The sequence below is a fragment of the Paucibacter sp. KCTC 42545 genome (assembly GCF_001477625.1).
GTDB lineage: Bacteria > Pseudomonadota > Gammaproteobacteria > Burkholderiales > Burkholderiaceae_C > Paucibacter_A.
Map to the genome: position 1 here is coordinate 2,531,877 of NZ_CP013692.1, position 22,288 is coordinate 2,554,164.

A 22,288-nucleotide genomic window follows, 5' to 3' on the forward strand; every position below is an offset into this window, starting at 1 on the left:
CAATCGCCTTGACCTCTTCCTTCGCCTCCGCCTTCGCCAGCCTCACCCTGGCCGGCCTGACCCTGATGTTCACGGAGACTGCCATGGCTCAAGCGAGTTCACCCACCGCCGCACCGGCTGTGCAGCAAAGCCCCGATCCTTACCAATGGCTGGAAGAAGTGCAAGGCGAGCGCGCCCTGGCCTGGGTGCGTGAGCGCAATGCCGTCAGCGCCAAGGTCTTGCAGTCACGCCCCGAGTACAAAGGCCTGCGCCAGGATCTGGCCGGCGTGCTCAACGCCAAGGACCGCATTCCCTATGTGAAGCGCATGGGCCCCTGGTTGTACAACCTCTGGCAAGACGAGCAGAACAAGCGCGGCCTGTGGCGCCGCACCACCCTGGCCGAGTACCAAAAGGCCCAGCCACAATGGGAAACGGTGCTGGACATCGATGCCCTGGGCGCAGCCGAGAAAGAAAACTGGGTCTACGCCGGCAGCAGCTGCCTCGGCCCCGACTACCGGCGCTGCCTGATTTCGCTCTCGCGCGGTGGCGCAGATGCGCATGTGGTGCGCGAGTTCGATACCCAGACCAAAACCTTCGTCAGCGAGCAAGCCTTTGTACTGCCCGAGGCCAAGTCCTCGGTGGACTGGATGGATGCCAACACGGTTTACGTGGGCACCGATTTCGGCCCCGGCAGCCTGACCGATTCCGGCTACCCGCGCGTCATCAAGCGCTGGCAACGTGGCACACCGCTGAGCGCAGCCACCACCGTCTTCGAAGGCGAGGCCCAAGACGTGGCGGCCGGCGTGATGGTGGACCACGCGCCCGGCTACCCCCGCACCTTGTTCAGCCGCGCGCTGGACTTCTACAACCAGGCCAGCTTTTTGCTGCAAGACGGCAAGCTGGTCAAGCTGGACCTGCCCAGCGATGCGCAGCCGCATTTCTGGGGCGACAAGCTCTTGATCGAGCCACGCAGCGACTGGCAAGTCGGCCCCCAAAAATTCAGCGCCGGCTCCCTGTTGCTGACCGATGCGGCTGCCTTCTTGCGCGGCGAGCGTGCGCAGTTCCAAGTCTTGTTCGCGCCCACCGCCACCCGCTCACTGGCCGGCTACACCCTGACGCAAAAGCACCTGATCCTGAACGTCAGCGATCAAGTGGCCAGCCGACTGGAGGAATGGAGCTTCACCGGTGCAACACCCACGCACCGCCTGATCAAAGCCCCCTTCCCCGGCACCCTGAGCCTGGCCAGCCTGCATGACAACGAGCTGCCGCAAGACGAACTGGCCAATAACTACCTGGTCAATTACGCGGACTTCCTGACCCCCGACACGCTTTACCTGGCCCAAGCCGGCAGCGATGAACGCCAAGCGCTGAAAAGCCGCGAGCCGCTTTTCAACGCCGGCGGCATGAAGGCCGAGCAGTTCTTTGCCACCAGCCGCGACGGCACCCGCGTGCCCTACTTCGTGGTCTGGCCCGCCGGCGCCAAAGCCAATGGCAAGAACCCCACCTTGCTCTACGGCTACGGTGGCTTCGAAGCCTCGATGCAGCCCGGCTACTCGGGCGGCCGCGGCCGTGCCTGGCTGCAACGCGGTGGCGTGTTTGTGCTGGCCAATATCCGCGGCGGCGGCGAGTTCGGCCCTAGCTGGCACCAGGCCGCCATCAAGGCCAATAAGCAGCGCAGCTATGACGACTTCATCGCCGTGGCCGAAGACCTGATCAAGCGCAAAGTCACCGCGCCCAAGCACCTGGGCATCATGGGCGGCAGCAATGGCGGCTTGCTGATGGGCGCCACTTTTGTGCAGCGCCCCGAACTCTTCAACGCCGTGGTCTGCCAAGTGCCTTTGCTGGACATGAGCCGCTATCACAAGCTGCTGGCCGGCGCCTCCTGGATGGCCGAATACGGCGACCCGGACAAGGCCGAGGAATGGGACTTCATTCGCAAGTACAGCCCCTACCAAAACGTCAAAAAGGGCGTGAAGTACCCCAAGGTTTTGTTCACCACCTCGACCCGTGATGACCGCGTCCACCCCGCCCACGCTCGCAAGATGGCGGCGCTGATGCAGGCCCAGGGCCACGATCTGCTGTACTTCGAGAACATCGAGGGCGGCCATGGCGGCGCCGCCGACAACGAGCAGCGCGCCACCCTGCAGGCGATGGAATACGCCTATCTGTGGCAGCAGCTCAAACGCTGAGTCGGCAAAGCAAAAAAGCAAGACGCAATAGGATCAGGCCATGAGTGATTTGCACATTCAGCACGACCCGGCGCTGGGCCGCTTTCATGCCCAGATCGATGGCCACACCATTGAACTGGACTACCAACGCAGCGCCAGCCAGCTGATTTTTCACCACACCGGTGTGCCTCCCGCATTGGAAGGCCGCGGCCTGGCGGCCAAGCTGGTCACGCATGGCCTGCAGTGGGCCGCTACGCAAGAGGGCATGCAAGTCGTGCCCGCCTGCAGCTATGTGGCGGCCTTCATCCGCCGCCAGGCACGCTGGCAGCGCCTGACGCTGGCAGCACCCATTCAGGCGGTGCTGAACTATTGGTTCGGCGCCCTGGGCAGCGCGGACGAGGACCAGGTTCGCTCGCTGTGGTTCACCAAAAGCGCAGCGACCGACGCCGACATCAGCGCGCGTTTCAGCACGCTGATTGAAGCCGCCATGGCCGGCGGCTTGCAGGACTGGGCCGCCACGGCGCAAGGCCGCCTGGCCCGCATCCTGCTGCTGGACCAATTCACCCGCAACGTCTTTCGCGGCCAGGCCCGCAGTTTCGCGGGCGATACGCTGGCCCTAGCGGATGCCCTGCATTTGCTAGACAGCGAACGCAGCAGCGGCTTCGAGCAACTGCCGCCCCTGCAGCGCTGGTTCGCCCTGATGCCGCTGGAGCATGCCGAAGACGCCGCCATGCAAGCCCGCTGCGTGGCCGAGTTCGAGCAGCAGGCAAGACTTGACCCTCGCTTGCAAGGCGCGCTGGACTATGCCCGCAAGCATGAGGCGGTGATCCGGCAGTTCGGCCGCTTCCCGCACCGCAACGCCATCCTCGGGCGCGAGTCCAGCGCCGCGGAGTTGGACTATCTGGCCCAGCCGGGGGCGGGTTTCTAAGCCATCCCAGGCGAGGACAAAATAGGAGGCTTAAGCGCCGTGCTCCTCGCGCTCCTGCAAGAGCCGCCACATCACCTTGCCTGAACCCGATTTGGGCAGGCTATCGGCAAAGGCCAGCTGCTTGGGCGCTTTGTAGAGTGCCATATGCTCGCGCGCCCAGGCCATGATGTCTTCTTCGCTGACATTGCCCCGCGCCTCGGCGCGCAGCACGACGATGGCTTTGACGGTCTCGCCGCGATAGGCGTCCTTGGCCGCGATGATGCAGGCTTCCTGCACCGCCGGATGCCTGTAGAGCAGCATCTCCACTTCCGAGGGCCAGACCTTGTAGCCGCTGGCATTGATCATGCGCTTGAGCCGGTCGGTGATGAAGAAGTAACCCTCCTCATCCATGCGCCCGAGATCACCGGTGCGGAAAAAACGCTTGCCCTCGATCTCGATGAAGGCCGCCGCCGTCGCCTCGGGCTGCTGCCAGTAACCGCCAAACACCATGGGGCCGTGGGTGATGATTTCGCCCACCTCGCCGATCGGCAGCTCCGTCAAGGTGTGCGGATCGATGATGCGCGAATCCACCCCGAAGATGGGAATGCCCAGACATTGCAGCTTGGCCCGCTCGGGCGGATTGGCGTGTGAAGGCGCGGCCGTTTCGGTCAAGCCATAGCCCTCGGCAAAGGTCAGGCCGAACTCTTGCTGCAGGCGTTCCGCCACCGCCTGCGGCATCGCCGCACCACCGCCGCTGAGGTAGACCAGGCTGCTCAAATCGAAGCTCTTGTAATTGGGGCTGCCGAAGAGGTCGATGATCATGGTCGGCACACAAGTCCAGTGCGAGACCCGGTAGCGCGAGATCAAACGGCCCGCCAACTCGCGATCCCAGCGCGGCATGATGACGATGGTCATGCCCTGAAACACCGGGCCCAAGACGCCGTACAACATGCCGGTGATGTGGAACATGGGCACCACAGCCAGGCCCACCGCTTCGGGCGAGGCATAACCCCACAGCCCACCGCCGCAGGCATTGGCCATCAAGGTGGCATTGCTGTGCATGCAGCCCTTGGGCAGGCCGGTGGTGCCCGAGGTGTAGGGCAGCAAGGCCAGATCATCCGGGCCGGCCGTGTGTGGGCCGGGCCGCAGGCCTTGGGCCAGGGCATCGCCCCAAAGCGTCAGCCCGTCCATGGCGGGCAAATCGGGCCGGGCTTGCAAGAACTGCTGCAAGATTTCAGGCACGGCCAGCTCGGCCGGGATGCCCTGCGCCGGCAATGCATCGCCATAGTGCGCCACCAGCACGGCCTTGACGCGCTGGGCTTGCGGCAAGGCCTGATTGGCGGCGTGAACAATGCCGGCCAACTCGGCACTGCAGATCACCAGCTTGGTGGCGGGGTCGCTGATGTAGTGGCCAAACTCCTCGGCCCGGTTCATCGGGTTTACCGGCACCAGCACCGCATTGGCCCGGTTCACCGCGTAAAAGGCCGCCAGGTACTGCGGGCAGTTCTGCATATAGAGGGCGACGCGGTCCCCCGCTTGCACGCCCTGGGCCTGCAACCAGCCGGCCAGCGCTTCGGCCTGGGCCTTGAGTTGCGCGTAGCTGCATGATTGGCCGCAAAAAATCGTCGCCGCCTTATCGGGGAAGCGCTTGGCCGACACCTCCAGGTTGAACCACAAGGAGGTCTGTGGCACTTGCAACTCACGCGGCAGACGGCGTGGCCAGTGGCTGCGCTGAGCCAGTTGTTGCGGGGAAATCAGAGCGTCTGCGGGCATTCGTCGGTCTCCTTGTGTTTGTGCCGATTCTGGGTGGAGCCGCGCGCTAGCAGCTGTCGCTAGCGAGACAAAGCCGCCGCCGCAGGGGACACAGCATCAAACACATTCAGCCTGAAACCACGCCGGCGCCACGGAAATCGCATTTGAACCACGTTGAAAACGATCCAAAAACAGCCCGATGCGGGTTTAGCCCTAAATTTGCCTGAAAATGCCCGCCAGCACTTCACTCCAACAGCCCATGTCCACCATTCTTCAGCACATCCCCGCCGGCCAGAAGGTCGGTATCGCGTTCTCCGGCGGCCTCGACACCAGCGCGGCCCTGCATTGGATGCGCAACAAGGGTGCCATTCCCTACGCCTACACCGCCAATCTGGGTCAGCCCGACGAACCCGATTACGACGAAATTCCGCGCAAGGCCATGCAGTACGGCGCTGAGAAGGCCGTCTTGGTGGACTGCCGCGCGCAGCTGGTGAACGAAGGCATTGCCGCCCTGCAAAGCGGCGCCTTCCACATCAGCACGGCTGGCATCACCTACTTCAACACCACGCCCATTGGCCGCGCCGTCACCGGCACCATGCTGGTGGCTGCGATGAAGGAAGACGATGTCAATATCTGGGGCGATGGCTCCACCTTCAAGGGCAATGACATCGAGCGCTTCTACCGCTACGGCCTGCTGACCAACCCCGCGCTGAAGATCTACAAGCCCTGGCTGGACCAGGCCTTCATCGACGAGTTGGGCGGCCGCAGCGAAATGTCGGCCTTCATGACCAAGGCGGGTTTCGGCTACAAGATGTCGGCCGAGAAGGCCTACTCCACCGACTCCAATCTGCTGGGTGCCACCCACGAGGCCAAGGACCTGGAAAGCCTCAGCTCGGGCATGAAGATCGTCAACCCCATCATGGGCGTGGCTTTCTGGCGCGAAGACGTGGTCGTCAAGCACGAAACCGTGTCGGTGCGCTTCGAAGAAGGCCAACCGGTGGCGCTGAACGGCATCGTTTTCAGCAACCCCGTTGACCTGCTGCTGGAAGCCAACCGCATCGGCGGCCGCCACGGCCTGGGCATGAGCGACCAGATCGAAAACCGCATCATCGAAGCCAAGAGCCGCGGCATCTACGAAGCCCCTGGCTTGGCCTTGCTGTTCATCGCCTACGAGCGCCTGGTTACCGGCATCCACAACGAAGACACGATCGAGCAATACCGCGAAAGCGGCCGCAAGCTCGGCCGCCTGCTCTACCAAGGCCGCTGGTTCGACCCGCAAGCCATCATGCTGCGCGAAGCCGCACAGCGTTGGGTGGCACGCGCCGTCACCGGCGAAGTGACGCTGGAGTTGCGTCGTGGCAATGACTACTCCATCCTCGACACCGTCTCGAGCAATCTGACCTATCAGCCCGAGCGTCTGAGCATGGAGAAAGTGGAAGACGCGCCCTTCTCGCCGCAGGACCGCATCGGCCAGCTGACCATGCGCAATCTGGACATCAAGGACACGCGCGAGAAGCTGACTACCTATGCCCAGGTCGGTTTGCTGACAGCAGGTTCGGGCAGCAACCTGCCCCAACTCAAGCGAGACGGCGGCGACAACTGATGCGCGCGCGGGGCGGTTCCGCGCAGCCAAGCGGCGCGGCCCGGTTGCTTTTGACCGGGCCTGCTGTGTTGGCGGGCTTGGCTAGCTTGGCCTTCACCAGCTTTGCGAGCTTGGCACTGGCACAAGACCCGCCGGCTCCGGCGGGCTGGGTCAGTGCCTCCGCCGCCGCTTCCGGGCGGACGGCCGAGCCCAAGGGTCGCATCGTGCTGACCCTCAGCGGCAAGCTCCAGCGCCCCAACGCGCAGGACCGCGCCGTGTTCGACATGGCCATGCTGGCCGCCCTGCCGCAGCACAGCTTCAAGACCAAAACGCCGTGGTACGCCGAGCCGCGCAAATTCACCGGCCCGCTCTTGCGCGATGTGCTGGCGGCAGCCGGTGCGGATGGCAAGAGCCTGGAAGCCATCGCCATCAATGACTACAAGGTCAGCATTCCGGTGGAGGATGCCCTCAGGCATCAGGTGATTGTGGCCAGGCTGATGGATGATCAAACCATGCCCTTGCGAGACAAAGGCCCCTTATTCATCATCTACCCCTTCGATACCGAGCCTGAGCTGCGCAGCTCGCTGTTCTACAGCCGCTCGGTCTGGCAGCTCAAGGCCTTGGTGATTCGCTAGCCAGGCGCCGCCCCAGTAGCCACCGATGTCTTCCACCCTTTTTCTGCAGCGGCGCCGCTGGACGGTGCTGGCGGTGACCATGGCACTGGCCTTGATCACCACCTTTGGCGGCGTGGCCATGTTGCAGCATCGGCAAACCGAGTTACTCAATGCCACCGGGCGCTACGAAGAAGACTATCTGGCCTGGAGCTTGTTCCAGCTGGAAGCCGAGTTCCTCAAGCTGCAGCTCTCACTGCAGCAGGCGCTGGATAGCCAAAGCCCCATCGACGCCGAGCAGGTGGAGCAGCGTTTCGAAATCTTCGTCAGCCGCATCAATCTGATCGAAAGCGAATATGCCGCCAAGATGCTGCGCGGCAGCCCCAACTACGACGCCACGCTGGCGCGCTGCAAGCGCTTTGTGCAATGGGCCGATGCCCTGCCGCTGACTGCGGCCACGGTGCGCAGCCATCCCGAGCAGATGCGCATGGCGCTGGCGCAAATGTCGGGCATGGGCGAGGCGATCCGGGATCTCTCGCTCACCGCCTCGCACCATGTGGCCGCCCGCACCGTTGAGCGCAACGAACTGGTGCGCTCCCAAGCCCGCCTGAGCATCGCCCTGACCTTGCTGCAATGCACCTTGACCCTGGCCCTGGCCGCGGTGGTGATCAGCCAATTCAGGCGCCTGGCCCGCTACGGCAAGGAGCAACTCGAACACGCCCAACATCTGCAGCAGGCCCGCCGCGAGGCCGAGGCCGGCAGCCGCGCCAAGAGCGTTTTCCTGGCCAATATGAGCCATGAGTTGCGCACCCCCATGCACGGCTTGATGGGCATGCTGGGCCTGCTGCGCGACACGCCGCTGGACGGCTCGCAGCGCACCCTGCTCAAGGCCGCCGAAGACTCCAGCCGCCATTTGCTGAGCGTGCTGAACGATATTCTGGACGTCTCCAAGATGGAGGCCGGCGGCATCACCGTGCATCTGGAGCCTGTGGCTTTGCAAGAGCTGCTGGCCGAGCTGCGGGAACTCAGCCTGCCAAGTGCGCAAGCCAAGGGCCTGGCCCTGCGCATCGAAGCCGAAGCCGGCCTGCCCGCCTGGGTGATGAGCGACCCAACCCGGCTGCGGCAGATTCTGCTCAATCTGCTCAGCAATGCGGTCAAGTTTTCAGAGCAAGGCCGGGTCAGCCTGCAGCTGAGCCGCCAAGCCGATGCGCAAGGCCTGCCGCTGCTGCGCTTCGAGGTCAGCGATACGGGTGTGGGCATGGACGCCGACACCCAGGCCAAACTGTTCCAGCGCTTCAGCCAGGGCGACGCCAGCAGCTCGCGCCGCTTCGGCGGTGCCGGCCTAGGGCTGGAGATTTCCCGCAATCTGGCGCGCGCCATGGGCGGCGACATCACCGTCACCAGCGAATTGGGTCACGGCTCCACCTTCACCCTGGACCTCAGCCTGGTGGAAAGCCAGGCCCAGCTGAGTGCCGGCCAGGCCAGCAAAGACGCACAGGCGCTGGCCCAGGCCACACAGCGGCCGCTGCGCATTCTGGTGTCAGAAGACCATGAAACGAATCGCGCTTTTTTGCGCGCCGTGCTGGACAAGCTGGGCCACAGCGCGCTGTTCTGCGAGAACGGTTTTGAAGCCGTGCAGCGCCTCCAGCAAGAGCCCTTCGATCTGGTGCTGATGGATTTGCACACCCCGGTGATGGACGGCTTTCAGGCCGCTCGGGCCATCCGCGCCATGGCGCCGCCAAGATGCGCGACGCCGATTTACGCGCTCTCGGCCGATGCATTCGAAGAGACCCGCCAGCGCGCTCTGCATGCGGGCATGAACGAGTTCCTGGCCAAGCCCGTCAGCGTCGAGTTGCTGGCCCAGACCCTGCAGCAATTGGCCAGCCAGCTCGCCCCCGCCACTGAATCAGCAATCAAAACAGCGAAGAGCACCGACAGCGTTGCAATGACGGATGCAAACCCGGCGGCCCATCCAGACCGCCGCTTTGATGAGCGGGTGCTGGCCGACTTGCGCGAACTCTTGGCGCCTGAGGCCGTGGCGCATCTCTACCAAACCTTTGTGGATAGCCTGCCGCAGACCCGCTCAGATCTGCAACAAGCACTGGCCGAGCGCCAGGCGCTGCCGCTGCGCGGACTCGCCCATGCCGTCAAGGGTGCGGCAGCCAATCTGGGCCTGCTGCTGGTGGTGGAGCCAGCACTGAACCTGGAGCTGGGCCTGCGCGCCGCCATCAATGCCGGGCAGTTGGACTGGCCGCTGATTGGCCAACAGTGCACCGCATTGCTCGATGCGTTTGATCTCAGCGCTAACCTGTGCCGGGAACGCGGGCTTTTGAAACCCGCGCCAACGCTCAGTTAGGGCGCGATCACAACAAGACCGGCTCCGGCTCCAGCCGGATGCCAAAGCGGCCGTAGACGCTTTCCTGAATCGCCCGGGCCAGGGTCACAACTTCAGCGCCACGCGCTTCGCCGCGGTTCACCAGCACCAGCGCTTGACGCTCGTAAACCGCCGCGCCACCCACCGCCTTGCCCTTCCAGCCGCAGGCATCGATCATCCAGCCGGCGGCCAGCTTGATCTGGCCATCGGGCATTTGGTAGTGCACCACACTCGGGTCGCGCCCGATGATGTCGCGGCATTGTTCGGGCGTGACCAGAGGGTTCTTGAAAAAGCTGCCGGAGTTGCCGATGACGGCCGGATCCGGCAGCTTGGCGCGGCGAATGGCGCAGACCCAATCAAAGATCTGCCGGGCCGTGGGCGCCGTGATGCCGGTCTCGCTCATCTTGCGCTCCAGCTCCAAATAACCCAGCACGGGCCGCCAGGGCTTGGGCAGAGCAAAGCGCACCTGGGTGATGACGCTTTTGCCAGCCAGGCCACCAAAGTCGCTGTGCTTGAAGACGCTGTCGCGGTAGCCAAACTTGCACACCGAGGCCGGCAGGCGCACCACGCGACCGGTCACCAGGTCCACCACCTCGACGCTATCGATGCGGTCTTGCACCTCCAGGCCGTAAGCGCCGATGTTTTGCACCGGCGACGCGCCCACGGTGCCGGGAATCAAGGCCAGGTTCTCCAGGCCGGGGTAGCCCTGATCCAGGGTCCACGCCACCAAGTCATGCCAGGGCACGCCGGCGCCGGCCTCGATAATCCAGGCATCGTCGCGCTCCTCGACCAAGCGCATGCCGGGAATTTCCATCTTCAGCACCACCGCCTCGATGTCCTTGGTCAGCACCAAATTGCTGCCGCCGCCCAGCACAAACTTGGGCGCGCGGCCCAGTTCGGGGTGGTCCACCACGCGGCGCACATCAGCGGCTTCGCGGATGCGCACCAGGCGCCGGGCTGTTGCAGGCAGGCCGAAGGTGTTAAAAGGCTTGAGATTGACGTCGAATTCCAGCACCAATTTGGCGCCGGAAACCTCGTCCCGATTGACCGCTTTTTCATCCATGGCAGAATTTTCCCAGATCAAGGGTGCGAATCCCCGCCCTTTCACCTCACAAGATTGAATAAACATCTATGCCTAGCTTTGACATCACCCTCGAACCCGATATGGTCAAGATCAAGAACGGTATCGAGACCAGTTCCAAAGAAATCGGCACCCGCTTTGACTTCAAGGGCACCAGCGCCAGCGTCGAGTTGAAGGAAAAAGAAAAGGAAATCCACTCGGTCGGCGACAGCGATTTCCAGCTCGAGCAAATCGAAGCCGTGGTCTACAGCAAGCTGACCAAGCAAGGCGTGGTGATCAGCTTCCTGGACAAGCAGGAAAAGGTCGAGAAGATGGGTGGCGACAAAGTCCGCCAGGTCTACAAGATCAAGAACGGCGTCGAGGCCCCTTTGGCCAAGAAGATCACCGGCTTCATCAAGGAAAGCAAGATGAAGGTGCAAGCCTCCATCCAGGGCGACACGGTGCGCGCCACCGGCAAGAACCGCGATGACCTGCAAGTGGCGATCAATGCGCTGAAGAAAGAATTTGCCGACACGCCGCTGAGCTACGGCAACTTCCGCGACTAAGCCGCCATGGCCAAGCCCAGCGTCAGCCTCGTCCGCCGCCTCGTCTGCGGCGCCAGCCTGGCGCTGATGGCCAGCCTTGTTGCGGCGCAAAGCAGCAGCAGCAACAGCGCAAGTGCCGGGCCGGCGCTCAGCTTCAACGGCAGCCTGGGCCAAAAAGCGGCCCTGCTGCTGATCGGCGGGGAGGCCAAGACCGTGGCCGTGGGCGCCACGGTGCAAGGGGTGCGCCTGATCTCGATGGAGGAGGACCGCGCGGTGGTGGAAGTTGCCGGGCGGCGCCAGACTCTGGTGCTCGGCGCCTCACCCGGCCGGGTCGGTGACGCCACGAGCAATGTGCGTAGCGCCCGCCAGATCGTGTTGAGTTCTGGTCCCGGCGGCCACTTCACCAGCGGCGGCAGCATCAACGGCCTGACGACACAGTTCCTGGTCGACACCGGCGCCACCGCCGTGTCCATCAGCCAGGCCGAGGCTGAGCGTTTGAACCTCAAATACCGCGAGGGCCGGCGCATCATGACCCAGACCGCCAATGGCGTGGTGCCCGCCCATTTGCTTCAGCTCGCCACGGTGCGGGTCGGCGAAGTGGAATTACGCAATGTCGACGCCATCGTCACACCGGGGCAGATGAGCCATGTTTTGCTGGGCAATACATTTCTGTCGCGTTTTCAGATGAAGCGCGAGAACGAAATCATGACCCTGGATCTGCGCTACTGAAGCCCTGCGCAGGGCGGTGAACGCTTCACCCCACCCCCGCAAGCAGGGGGTGAAGAGGCGAAGTTGTATGAACAATGTCACCACGACCAGCAGGCAGCGGCTGCAATCGCCGCCGAGTTGCGGATACTGTGGGGATGACTGCACCCATCAAGCCTCGCCTGCTGCCCATCACTTCACCCGCAAGCGGCCTGCGCCCTTTGCTTTTGGCCATGCTTTTGGGGGCCAGTCTGGGTGCCGCCCAGGCCTCGCCCGAAAAGGCCGCCAAGTTTTACGAAGACGCGCTACAGCGTTTTGAGAAAGGCGATTTGAGCGGCGCCAGCATCCAGCTCAAAAACACCATTCAAGAAGACAAACAGATGCTGGCCGCGCATCTTTTGCTCGGCAAGGTCTTGTTCAAGAGCGGCGAACTCAAAGGCGCCGAGGCGGCCTTCGAAGAAGCCGTGCGCCGAGGCGTGAATCGCAGCGAAGTGGCGATTCCGATGGCCCAGCTCTATTTGCAGCAAGGCGAGCGCAAAAAGCTGCTTGAGCAGATCAACACCACGGGCCTCGGGCCCAGCCAACAAGCCGAGTTGCTGACGCTGCGCGGCACCGCCTACGCCCAGAGCGGCAATACCACCCTGGCGGCCAAGAGCTTTGCCGATGCCAAGGCGCTGGACCCTCGCTCGGCCCTGCCCCTGATGGCCGAAGCACAGATGCAGCTGCGCGCCGGCGAGCGTGACAAGGCGCGCGCCACGGCCCTGCGCGCCACCGAACTGGCGCCGACGCTGGGCTTGGCCTGGTACACCCTGGGCGCCATCCAGCAAGCCACACAGGACAGCAAAGCCGCCCTGGCCTCGCAGGAAAAGGCCTTGAGCATCAACCCCAACCAGGTCGACGCCCGGGTGTCGCATGCCGCTTTGCTGATGGGCATGGGCCGCCAAAAAGAGGCCGAGGAAGATCTGGCCATGCTGGCGGCGGCCAAGCAGGATGACCCCCGCGCCTCCTACATCCGCGCCCAGCTGGCCAGCCAACGCGGCGACGAAGCCGCGGCCAAGAAGTCATTCACCGAAGCCACCAGCATGATCGACGTCATGCCGCCCGGCCTCTTGATTGGCAATGAACCCTTGCTGCTGGCGGGCGCCCTGTCCCACAAGGCCTTGGGCAATAACGAAAAAGCGCGCGCCTACCTGGACATTCTGATTGCGCTCAACCCGCGCAACTACACCGCGCAAGTCTTGATGGCCACGATCCTGCTGGACACCCGTGACTACGGCAAAGCCCAGCCCCTGCTGGAAAACCTCTTGCGCGCCAAGCCGGATGACCCGCATGTGCTGTATCTGCTGGGCTCGGTCCATCTGGCACGCAAACATTATTCTCAGGCCAGCGAAGCCTTTGAGAAATCTGCCCAGCGCAATAACTCGCCGGATGCCGTCCGGGAGTTGGGCTTCAGCCAGCTGGGCCTGGGTCAGGACAAAGCGGGCTTAAGCAATTTGGAAAAGGCCTTTTCCGACAATCCCAAAGACACCCGCGCCGGTGTTCAGCTGGCCATGATTTATGCCCGCGAAGGACAGAGCGCACGCGCCCTGCAAACCGCGCAAACCATCGTCAAGCAAGATCCCAGCAACCTCACCATGCTGAACTTCCTGGGCAATATCAAGGGCCGGATCGGTGACAAAGCCGGCGCCCGCGAGGCCTTCAGCCAGGTTTTGGCCAAGGACCCGGCGTTCCGCCCGGCCGGCATCAACCTGAGCTGGCTGGACATCGAAGAGAAGAAGTTCGACCCCGCCCGTATCCGCCTCAAGCAGATGCTGACCCGCGTTAAGGACGACCCGGATGTGCTGTTCGAGTTGGGCGTGCTGGAATTGCGCGCCGGCAAGCCCGCCGAGGCCATGGCCCAATGGCAGCGCGCCGAAGATGTGCAGCGCGCCGACCCCAGGCCCGGCCTGGCCATGATTGACTTGCTGTCCAGCCAAAAGCAGCTGGACAAGGCGCTCGCCACCGCCAAGCTGCTGGTGGCCAAACACCCCAGCAAATTGCCGGTTCAGCTGGCCATGGGCCGGGCTTATCTGGCCGTGGGCGATGCGACCAATGCGCGCCTGTCTTTCCAGGAAGCGACACGGCTGGCTGAGTTCGATGCAGAAAAGCAAGTGATGATTGGCCGCCTGCAGTTGATGAGCGGCAACCCTGACGGCGCGGCCTACAACGTCCAAAAAGCCTTGCAAGCTCGGCCGGACGACCAAGCGGCCCTGGTCTTGCAGGTCGAAGTGGAAGCGCGGCGTGGCGACAACGCCAAGCTTGACGCCGGGCTCAAGCTGCTCAACAGCAAATACCCCGGCACCTTGCCCACGCTGATGACCAGCGCCAATGTGGCCATGATGCGCGGCCAGGTCCCGCAGGCCGTGACGGCCTACCGTGCCGCAATGGACAAGGCACCCAACACCGGCACCGCCCTTTTGCTGGCGCGCGCGCTGATCGTCTCTGGGGATACCAACCGTGCCCTGAGCTTGCTGGAAGATTGGTCTAAGAAGAATGCCGAGGACCGAACTCTGCTCAAGGCCCTGGCCGAAGTGCAGTTCCAGGCTGGCAAGACTGAAGCCGCCCGCGCCAGCTACAACAAGCTGCTGGCGGCCGAGCCCGATGATGCCGACACCTTGAGCGGCTTCGCATCTCTGCAGCAACGTATGGGCGACCCGGCTGCAGTGGCCACGGCCGAGAAGGCGCTGAAGCTGTCCCCCGGCAGCCCCGAGTTGAGCGATCAATTGGGATGGCTGCTGGTGCTCAACGGCAAGGCTGAAGCAGGCTTGCGGCATTTGCGCGAGGCCCGCTTGCGCAACCCAGGCAGCGGCGAGATTCGCTTCCACCTGGCCTATGCCCTGGCCAAGGCCGGTCGCAAGGCCGAGGCCCGCGAGGAGTTGACCGCTGCGCTCAACGCCCCGGCCGGCGTTCAAGCCAGCGCGGAGCTGGCGCGACTCAAGAGCGAACTCGGGCTTTGATCGGTGGGTTTGACCTTGATTGGTAACTTAAACAGTTTCTTTCGCCAGATTTGCCACACCAAGGGAAACCACCCCCCAGATTTACGGGGTTGTTACAAATTGCGTCGCTGCTAATCTACTCACCACAAATTCAAACTTGTTTCCATTCAACAGGGATCGACCAAAATCATGAAAAACATTGATCTGCGCGCTAAGGCGCCTCTCGCAGCGATGGCGCTATTGGTCAGCCTGGGAATGGGCCAAGCCATGGCGGCCTCGACGGTTTTGAACACCACCGGGACCAGCAACACTACGACCGTCAGTGCGACCTTTGGCAGCACCACCTCGAACACCAGCGCCGGTGCCTTCCAAGTGAAGGACAGCAACAACGACGCCTTCTGGGTGTATTGCCTGGACCCCTTGACCGCGTACAAGGCCGGCGCCACTTACAACACCGCATCGCTCGTTGACTTCCTTACTTTGGGCGGCACTAACAGCAGCTACAACAAGCTGTTCACCAACCCGGCCTATAGCGGCGTGACGCCCTATGCAGCCCAAAACACCACCACGGTGCTGAACAAGCTGGTGTCGCTGTACTCGCATGCCTACGACGATAGTCTGAAAAGCGCGGCCAAGTCTGCGGCATTCCAGTACGCTGTATGGGAAATCGAGGGCGAGTCGGCCTATTCCAGTACCAGCGGCGGATTGAAGGCCTCTGCAATACTAAGTACAGCGGCCGGATTCAAAACCCAGGCTGATGCCTATCTGACCGCACTGACCAGCAACACCTGGACTTCGGTCAATGGCGCCAACCTCAGCGCGACCAAGAACTACACCTACACTGCCTACGTTTCCAGCCCTCTTGGCGGTTCGCAGACCTTCTTGCGCGTGACCGATGCCCCCAACACGGTGCCGGAGCCTGGCTCGATTGCCCTGGTGAGCTTGGCCCTGTTTGGCGTGGCCTACACCCGCCGCAGCAAGCGCAGCTGATTCAGCCCGCTTTGCAAGAATGACAACGGCCCTACGGGGCCGTTTTTCATTGGGGCGGCGACTTCAACACGCCAGCTCCTGGCATGCCCCTGGCCTGTCTCTGTCGGGACAGCTGAAAATAGCACGGCCGTGCTAAAAACAGCCTCGAACAAAGCAGTAGCAGAATTGATCGCCCCAGCGCCAGGAGACGCCCGATGAATTTGAACTTCACGCCCGAGGAGCAGGCCTTTCGCGCCGAAATCCGCGAATGGGTGAGCAGCAACCTTCCCGCAGACATCAGCCAGAAAGTTCAGCAGGCCCAGCGCCTGAACAAGGACGATCTGCAGCGCTGGGCCAAGATCCTCGGCGCCAAAGGCTGGCACGGCTGGGCCTGGCCCAAGGCCTTCGGTGGCCCGGGCTGGAACGCGGTGCAACGCCATTTGTTCGAAGAAGAATGCGCCATGGCCGGCGCGCCGCGGATCGTGCCCTTTGGCCCGGTGATGGTGGCCCCGGTGATCATGGCTTTCGGCTCGCGCGAGCAGCAAGAGCGCCACCTGCCCGGCATCATGAGCGGTGAAGTCTGGTGGAGCCAGGGCTATAGCGAACCGGGCTCGGGCTCGGACCTGGCTTCGGTAAAAACCAAGGCGGAGCGGGTGGGCGACAAATACATCGTCAACGGCCAGAAGACCTGGACCACCTTGGGCCAGTACGGTGACTGGATCTTCTGCCTAGTGCGCACCGACAGCTCCGGCAAGCCGCAGACCGGTATTTCTTTCTTGCTGATCGACATGAAGTCGCCCGGCGTCACCGTACGGCCCATCATCATGCTCGACGGCGAACATGAGGTGAACGAGGTGTTTTTCGACAATGTCGAAGTCCCGGCTGAAAACCTGGTGGGCGAGGAAAACAAGGGCTGGACCTATGCCAAGTACCTGCTGGCCCACGAACGCACCAATATTGCCGATGTGAATCGTGGCAAGCGCGAGCTGGAGCGCCTCAAGCGCATTGCCAAGGCCGAAGGCCTGTGGGAAGACCAGCGCTTCCGCGATCAAATCGCCCTGCTGGAGGTCGACTTGGTGGCGCTGGAGATGATGGTGCTGCGCGTGCTGTCGGCTGAAAAGAGCGGCAAGCAGTCGCTCGATGTGGCGGGGCTCTTGAAGATTCGCGGCAGCGAGATTCAACAACGCTACAGCGAGCTGATGATGCAAGCCGGCGGCCCCAACAGCCTGCCCTTCATCCACGAAGCGATGGAAGCCGGCTGGCAGGGTGACCACGTCGGACCGGCCCACTGCGCCTCATTGGCCAGCCACTACTTCAACTACCGCAAGACCACCATCTACGGTGGATCGAACGAAGTGCAGCGCAATATCGTCGCCCAGACGGTGCTTGGTTAAGAGGACACAGACATGGACTTTGATTTCACCGAAGACCAAGAATCGCTGCGTGAAGCCCTGCGCCGCTGGGTCGAAAAAGATTACAGCTTTGAGCGCCGCCAAAGCATCGTCAAGGCCGGCGGCTTCAGCCGCGAGGCCTGGGACGGTTTGCTCGGCCTCGGCCTGGGCGGCCTGCTCGTTCCCGAAGACCAGGGCGGCCTGGGCTTTGGCGCGGTGGACGCCATGGTGGTGATGGAGGAACTGGGCCGCGGCATCGTCATGGAGCCCTTTGCGCAAGCCGGGCTGATGGCGCCCGTGGTGCTGGCCCATGCACCGGCCGCCACGCAAGCTGCTTGGCTGCCACGCATGGCCAGCGGCGAGGCCTTGCTGGTCCTGGCCCACCAGGAACAAGGCGCGCGCTATCGGCATGAGCAGATCAAGACCGTGGCGCGCGAGCACAAGCTCACCGGCGCCAAGACCTTGGTGGCGGCAGGCGATGTGGCCGATGCCTTCATCGTGCCGGCACGCCTTGACGCAGCTGAAGGAGGCGGCATTGCGCTCTATCTGGTTGAGCGGCAGCAAGCAGGTGTCAGCACCCGGGCCTACAGCTTGCAAGATGGCTCGCGCGCGGCCGAGTTGACACTGCTTGACGCACCCGCCACGCTGCTGGTGGGCCGCGAGCAAGGCCTGGCCGTGCTGGAGCTGGCGCTCGACTGGGGCATTGCCGCCTTGTGCGCCGAGGGCGTAGGCGCGATGGAAAAGATGCTGGCCATCACGGCCGACTACCTCAACACGCGCAAGCAGTTCGGTGTCGTCATCAGCAGCTTTCAAGCCCTGCGCCACCGCATGGCCGATGTGAAGATGCAGCTGGAGCTGGCCCGCTCAATGAGCTACTTCGCCACCCTCAAGCTGGGTGATGCGCCCGATGCGCGCCGCATGGCGCTGTCGCAAGCCAAGCTGCAGTTATGCAACTCCATGCGCTATGTGGGCCAGCAATGCACCCAGCTGCACGGCGGCATTGGCGTGACCGATGAGTACATCAGCAGCCACTACTTCAAACGCCTGACCGTGATGGGCATGCAGTTCGGCGACGATCTGCACCATCTGGGCGAAGTCAGTCAGCGCATGCAGGACAAGGCCGGTGTATTCACCTGATGGCGGCTGAGGGACAATGGCGGCATGAAAATGCGCCTGTCCCAAATCCTGTTCTCCCAAGGCTTCGGCACCCGCCGCTTGTGCTCGGGCTTGATCTACAACGAGCAAGTCAGCGTTGCTGGCGAGATGGTCGATGACCCGGATGCCGAGTTCGAGACCGAGGGCTTCAGCTTTGAAGTCAGCGGCAAGACCTGGCCCTTCTACGACAAGGCCTTGATTCTGCTGAATAAGCCTGCCGGCTACGAATGCTCGCGCAAGCCCAAGCATCACCCCAGCGTGATGAATCTGCTGCCCGCCCCCTTGCGCGAGCGCGATGTGCAGCCGATTGGCCGGCTGGACGAGGACACCACCGGCCTGCTGCTGCTGACCGACGACGGCACGCTGATCCACAAGCTCACCAGCCCCAAGCACCATGTGCCCAAGGTTTATGAAGCGCAGTGCAAGCACCCGGTCACGCCCGAGATGGTGGCCAAGCTGCTGGAAGGCGTTGAGCTGCGCGAGCCCGAGACCACCAGTGCCAACAAGCCGGTGCGCACCACGCCCTATGTGGGCGAGGTGGTCAAGGCCGAAGGCGCTGAGAGCTTTGGCACCCATGGCCTGCGCCTGACCCTGATCGAAGGCAAATACCACCAAGTCAAGCGCATGGTGGCGGCGGCGGGCAACCGGGTCGAAAGCCTGCACCGCCCGCGCTTTGGCGCCCTGGACTTGCCCAGCGATCTCAAGCCGGGCGAGTGGATCTGGATCAGCAGCCCCAAACTCATCACACCCTGAGCGCGCACCGCCTCAGCACCTGACGCTCTTTTGACCCCGCGCAAACCCCTAGCGGGTTTGCCTCAAATCTGCGGCGCCCATGCGACGCTCTAGGGTTCATACCGGGTAATTTGTCACATCCCGCAGGTACAAACTCTCCCCTTGGAGGATGGGCGCAGCACGCAGAGGCTGCCCCACTAGCAGATGGCGCCGGCGCATGGCCGGCCCAGTGGTCGAGGGATTGAGAAATGTACACACAGCCATCTCCTGGTTCGCCGGGTATGGGTGATGAGGGCTCATGCCCCAATATCGCCAGCAGCGTCAAGCTCGAGCAGCTGACCGCCTTGCTGGGCCGCAGCGTCACGCCCAGCATCGCCGGGCTGGCCTACAGCATGGTGCCGGTGCTGTTGTTCTGGCCCCATCTGTCAAAAATCATGCTGCTGAGCTGGTTGGCCATGCGCGCACTGATCGTGTCGCTGCGCTGGGCCGATGTGCTGCGCTTCAAGCGCCTGAAGCCCGCGACCCTGACCCTCGCCCAAACCGATGCCTGGCGCCACCGCCACCTGCTGCTGCTGGGTCTGGACGCCTTCAGCTGGGGCGTGATGGGCCATCTGTTCTACCTGCCCGGCGCGCCCGAACTCAATGGCCTGATCCTGGCCTCGGTGCTGGCCGTGATGGCGATCAGCCTGTTTTCGCTTGGCAATACCTTCAGCGCCAATCTGGTCTGCGCCTCCCTGGCCGTGCTGCCCATGGTGCTGCACCAATTCAGCTTGGGCACGATGACGGCAAGCCTCACCGGACTGGGGCTGCTGGTTTTCCTGGGCCTGGCCTTGAGTGAATCACGCAAGATGGAGCTGCGCTTGACCGAACTGCTGCGCCACCGTTTCGCCAATGCCTGGGTGGCCGAGCAGCGCCAGCAAGCCCTGCAAACCGCCGAGCATTCCAGCACCAGCAAGAGCCGCTTCGTGGCGGTGATGAGCCATGAGATCCGCACCCCGCTGAACGGCATCCTGGGCATGACCCAGTTGCTGGAGCGTTCCAATCTGGACGGCACGCAACGCGAGCAGGTCAACATCATGCGGCGCTCCGGCCAGCACTTGCTGGCCCTGGTCAACGACATCCTCGACCTGGCCCGCATCGAATCCGGCAAGCTGGCAGTTGACACCGGCCCAGTGAATCTGCGCGAGACGGTGGATGACGTCTGCCAACTGCTGTCGCAAACCGCGCATGAAAAAGGCCTGGCCTTCGATTTACGGCTCAGCCCTGCCCTGCCGCTTTTCGCGCTGGGTGATGCCTCACGCATCAAGCAAGTGCTGCACAACTTGATCGGCAATGCCATCAAGTTCACCGAGAAGGGACATGTCCGCGTCGAAGTGGCCACCGTGCACGATATGCGCGCCGGCACCATGCTGCGCTTTGCGGTGCACGACAGCGGCGAAGGCATTGCGGCCGACCAGCTGGAGCGCGTTTTCGCCCCCTTCGAACAAGCCCAAGACCTGCGTCGTAAAACGTCTAGCAAGCGCAAGGACGGCACCGGTCTGGGACTGACGATTTCGCGTGAACTGGCACGTGCCATGGGCGGCGATCTGCGCTGCAGCTCGGCGCCTGGCCATGGCTCACTGTTCGAATTCACCCTGCCATTGCAGCCCTGCGAAGCGAGCAGCAGCGATAAATCGAGCGAGGCCGCAGCACCTTCTACAGCTTCAGCGCAAGCCGATGTGGCCGAGCCGGCTGCCCAGCCACTGAGCGGCAACCTCGGTGAGCTGCTGGCGGCCGCCACAGCCACGCCATCGACAACAGAGGCAACAATTGCGACAACACTGGCCGAGCCAAGCGCCAGCAAACAAGCCGTTACGCAGGCCAAGCGCCCTGCCCGCCAAGTGCCGCGCCTGAGCGGCCGCGTGCTGCTGGTGGACGATAGCGCGGTCAATGTGCTGGTGGCCTCGTCCATGCTGGAGCAATGCGGCCTGCAGGTCGACCAGGCCGAGAATGGCCAAGAAGCGCTCGATCAGCTCAAGACCAAGGACTACGACCTGGTCTTGATGGATTGCCAGATGCCGGTGCTGGACGGCTTTGAGGCCACCCGCCAATGGCGCAGCATCGAGCGCCGCGAGGCGATGGGCCATGTGCCCATCGTGGCACTGACCGCCAGCGCAGTGAACGGTGACCGCGACCGTTGCATCCAAAGCGGCATGGACGACTATCTGGTCAAGCCCTTCGAGATGGACGATTTGCTGGGCGTGGCACAGCGCCATTTGCCTGCGACGCAGGCCGCCTGAATGCGGCCACTAAGGCTGCAGTCGGCTACCCGGCGATAATCCGCGCATGCAGGTTTTTCGCGGTTTTCATCATCCCGGCATCGCCAGCGCTTGCGCGCTGACGATTGGCAATTTCGACGGCGTCCACCGCGGCCATCAGGCCATGCTGGCCTTGCTCAAATCGGAGGCCCAACATCGCGGCTTGCCGAGTTGCGTGATGAGCTTCGAGCCCCATCCACGCGACTACTTTGCCGCCAAGCTCGGCAAGCCCGAACTGGCACCCGCCCGCATCGCCCTGCTGCGCGACAAGCTCAGCGAGCTAGAGCGCTGCGGCATCGACCAAGTCATCGTGCTGCGCTTCGACGCTGCCCTGGCTGCGCTGAGCGCCCAAGACTTCATTCAACAAGTGCTGGTTCAGGGCCTGGGCAGCAAATACATCTTGGTCGGCGACGACTTCCGCTTTGGCGCCAAGCGACTGGGCGACTACGCCACGCTGGACGCCGCTGGCCGGGCCCAAGGCTTCGATGTGGCCCGCATGATGAGCTACGAGGTGCATGGCCTGCGCGTCAGCAGCTCGGCCGTGCGTGAGGCCCTGGCCGCTGGCGATATGGCCGCCGCCACCCGCTTGCTGGGCCGGCCCTACGCCATCTCGGGCCATGTGGTGCATGGCGCCAAGCTCGGCCGCAGCCTGGGCGAGTCGGTCCCCGCTGCAGGCGATGGCTTTCGTACCCTGAACCTGCGCTTCACCCACGACAAGCCAGCCGCCCACGGCATCTTCGCGGTGCGGGTGCACGGGCTGGCCGGCCAGGTGCTGGACGGTGTGGCCTCGCTGGGCGTGCGCCCCACGGTGGAAGACGCCGGCCGCGTGCTGCTGGAAGTGCATTGCCTGGATTGGCCTGCCGAGCTGGGTGCGGCGGGCGGCTACGGTAAACTCGTACGGGTGGAACTCCTGCACAAACTTCGCGATGAAGCCCGTTACGACGGGCTGGCTACGCTGACGGCGGCCATCGCCCAGGATGTTCGCGACGCGCGCGCTTTTTTTGCAGGCGCTCAGGCGCCCGGCGCCCACGCGGCCTTGCGGCGCCAGACCACCCGCGACCGAATTTGAGGCTGACAGCAGGATCT

The 22,288-nt window shown here is 63.5% G+C and carries 16 protein-coding genes; 14 read left to right on the forward strand and 2 right to left on the reverse strand.

All coding sequences use genetic code 11. The features are described 5' to 3' along the window. Positions 1 to 65 precede the first annotated feature (65 nt). Positions 66 to 2,168, forward strand: a complete 2,103-nt coding sequence (locus AT984_RS11015) for a prolyl oligopeptidase family serine peptidase (RefSeq protein WP_082680332.1) — start codon at positions 66 to 68, stop codon at positions 2,166 to 2,168. Positions 2,169 to 2,208: 40 nt separating this feature from the next. After that, complete coding sequence (locus AT984_RS11020; RefSeq protein WP_082679957.1) at positions 2,209 to 3,075, forward strand: DUF924 family protein; 867 nt, start codon at positions 2,209 to 2,211, stop codon at positions 3,073 to 3,075. Between the two features lie 30 nt (positions 3,076 to 3,105). On the opposite strand, the gene AT984_RS11025 is transcribed toward AT984_RS11020, so the two are convergent. Further along, the gene (locus AT984_RS11025; protein ID WP_058720135.1) at positions 3,106 to 4,827 is read right to left on the reverse strand and encodes a long-chain fatty acid--CoA ligase; all 1,722 of its coding nucleotides are present in this window, start codon (positions 4,825 to 4,827) and stop codon (positions 3,106 to 3,108) included. A 238-nt stretch (positions 4,828 to 5,065) separates the two neighbouring features. Between AT984_RS11025 and argG the strand changes: the two genes are divergently transcribed. From argG to AT984_RS11040, 3 genes are read left to right on the forward strand one after another with little or no spacing between them, the layout of a single operon-like run. After that, positions 5,066 to 6,409: an argininosuccinate synthase gene (gene argG / locus AT984_RS11030; RefSeq protein WP_058720136.1), complete on the forward strand. Its 1,344-nt coding sequence runs from the start codon at positions 5,066 to 5,068 to the stop codon at positions 6,407 to 6,409. A gap of 50 nt (positions 6,410 to 6,459) precedes the next feature. Next, positions 6,460 to 7,023 carry a molybdopterin-dependent oxidoreductase gene (locus AT984_RS11035; RefSeq protein WP_231741671.1) on the forward strand — a complete coding sequence of 188 codons (564 nt, stop codon included), beginning with the start codon at positions 6,460 to 6,462 and terminating at the stop codon, positions 7,021 to 7,023. Between the two features lie 25 nt (positions 7,024 to 7,048). Further along, positions 7,049 to 9,355, forward strand: a complete 2,307-nt coding sequence (locus tag AT984_RS11040; RefSeq protein ID WP_058720137.1) for an ATP-binding protein — start codon at positions 7,049 to 7,051, stop codon at positions 9,353 to 9,355. Between the two features lie 7 nt (positions 9,356 to 9,362). On the opposite strand, the gene murB is transcribed toward AT984_RS11040, so the two are convergent. Then, on the reverse strand, positions 9,363 to 10,391 hold the full coding sequence (gene murB, locus AT984_RS11045) for a UDP-N-acetylmuramate dehydrogenase (RefSeq protein WP_058722253.1): 1,029 nt from the start codon (positions 10,389 to 10,391) through the stop codon (positions 9,363 to 9,365). A 113-nt stretch (positions 10,392 to 10,504) separates the two neighbouring features. Here murB and AT984_RS11050 point away from each other — a divergent pair, with 113 nt between their 5' ends. From AT984_RS11050 to AT984_RS11090, 9 genes are all read left to right on the forward strand, one after another. Then, complete coding sequence (locus AT984_RS11050; RefSeq protein ID WP_058720138.1) at positions 10,505 to 10,999, forward strand: YajQ family cyclic di-GMP-binding protein; 495 nt, start codon at positions 10,505 to 10,507, stop codon at positions 10,997 to 10,999. 6 nt (positions 11,000 to 11,005) lie between these two features. Next, positions 11,006 to 11,707 carry a retropepsin-like aspartic protease family protein gene (locus tag AT984_RS11055; RefSeq protein WP_082679958.1) on the forward strand — a complete coding sequence of 234 codons (702 nt, stop codon included), beginning with the start codon at positions 11,006 to 11,008 and terminating at the stop codon, positions 11,705 to 11,707. Positions 11,708 to 11,841: 134 nt separating this feature from the next. Then, positions 11,842 to 14,679: an XrtA/PEP-CTERM system TPR-repeat protein PrsT gene (gene prsT / locus AT984_RS11060; protein ID WP_058720139.1), complete on the forward strand. Its 2,838-nt coding sequence runs from the start codon at positions 11,842 to 11,844 to the stop codon at positions 14,677 to 14,679. A gap of 168 nt (positions 14,680 to 14,847) precedes the next feature. Further along, the gene (locus AT984_RS11065) at positions 14,848 to 15,648 is read left to right on the forward strand and encodes a PEP-CTERM sorting domain-containing protein (RefSeq protein WP_058720140.1); all 801 of its coding nucleotides are present in this window, start codon (positions 14,848 to 14,850) and stop codon (positions 15,646 to 15,648) included. 194 nt (positions 15,649 to 15,842) lie between these two features. Further along, a complete protein-coding gene (locus tag AT984_RS11070; RefSeq protein ID WP_058720141.1) occupies positions 15,843 to 17,021 on the forward strand; it encodes an acyl-CoA dehydrogenase family protein in 1,179 nt (392 codons plus the stop codon). A gap of 12 nt (positions 17,022 to 17,033) precedes the next feature. Beyond that, on the forward strand, positions 17,034 to 18,155 hold the full coding sequence (locus AT984_RS11075) for an acyl-CoA dehydrogenase family protein (protein ID WP_058720142.1): 1,122 nt from the start codon (positions 17,034 to 17,036) through the stop codon (positions 18,153 to 18,155). 30 nt (positions 18,156 to 18,185) lie between these two features. Next, positions 18,186 to 18,926, forward strand: coding sequence for a pseudouridine synthase (locus AT984_RS11080; protein WP_058722255.1), 741 nt, complete (start codon positions 18,186 to 18,188; stop codon positions 18,924 to 18,926). Between the two features lie 227 nt (positions 18,927 to 19,153). Beyond that, a complete protein-coding gene (locus AT984_RS11085) occupies positions 19,154 to 21,184 on the forward strand; it encodes an ATP-binding protein (RefSeq protein WP_082679960.1) in 2,031 nt (676 codons plus the stop codon). Between the two features lie 46 nt (positions 21,185 to 21,230). Continuing rightward, positions 21,231 to 22,271, forward strand: coding sequence for a bifunctional riboflavin kinase/FAD synthetase (locus tag AT984_RS11090; RefSeq protein WP_058720144.1), 1,041 nt, complete (start codon positions 21,231 to 21,233; stop codon positions 22,269 to 22,271). The last annotated feature ends 17 nt before the right edge of the window (positions 22,272 to 22,288 follow it).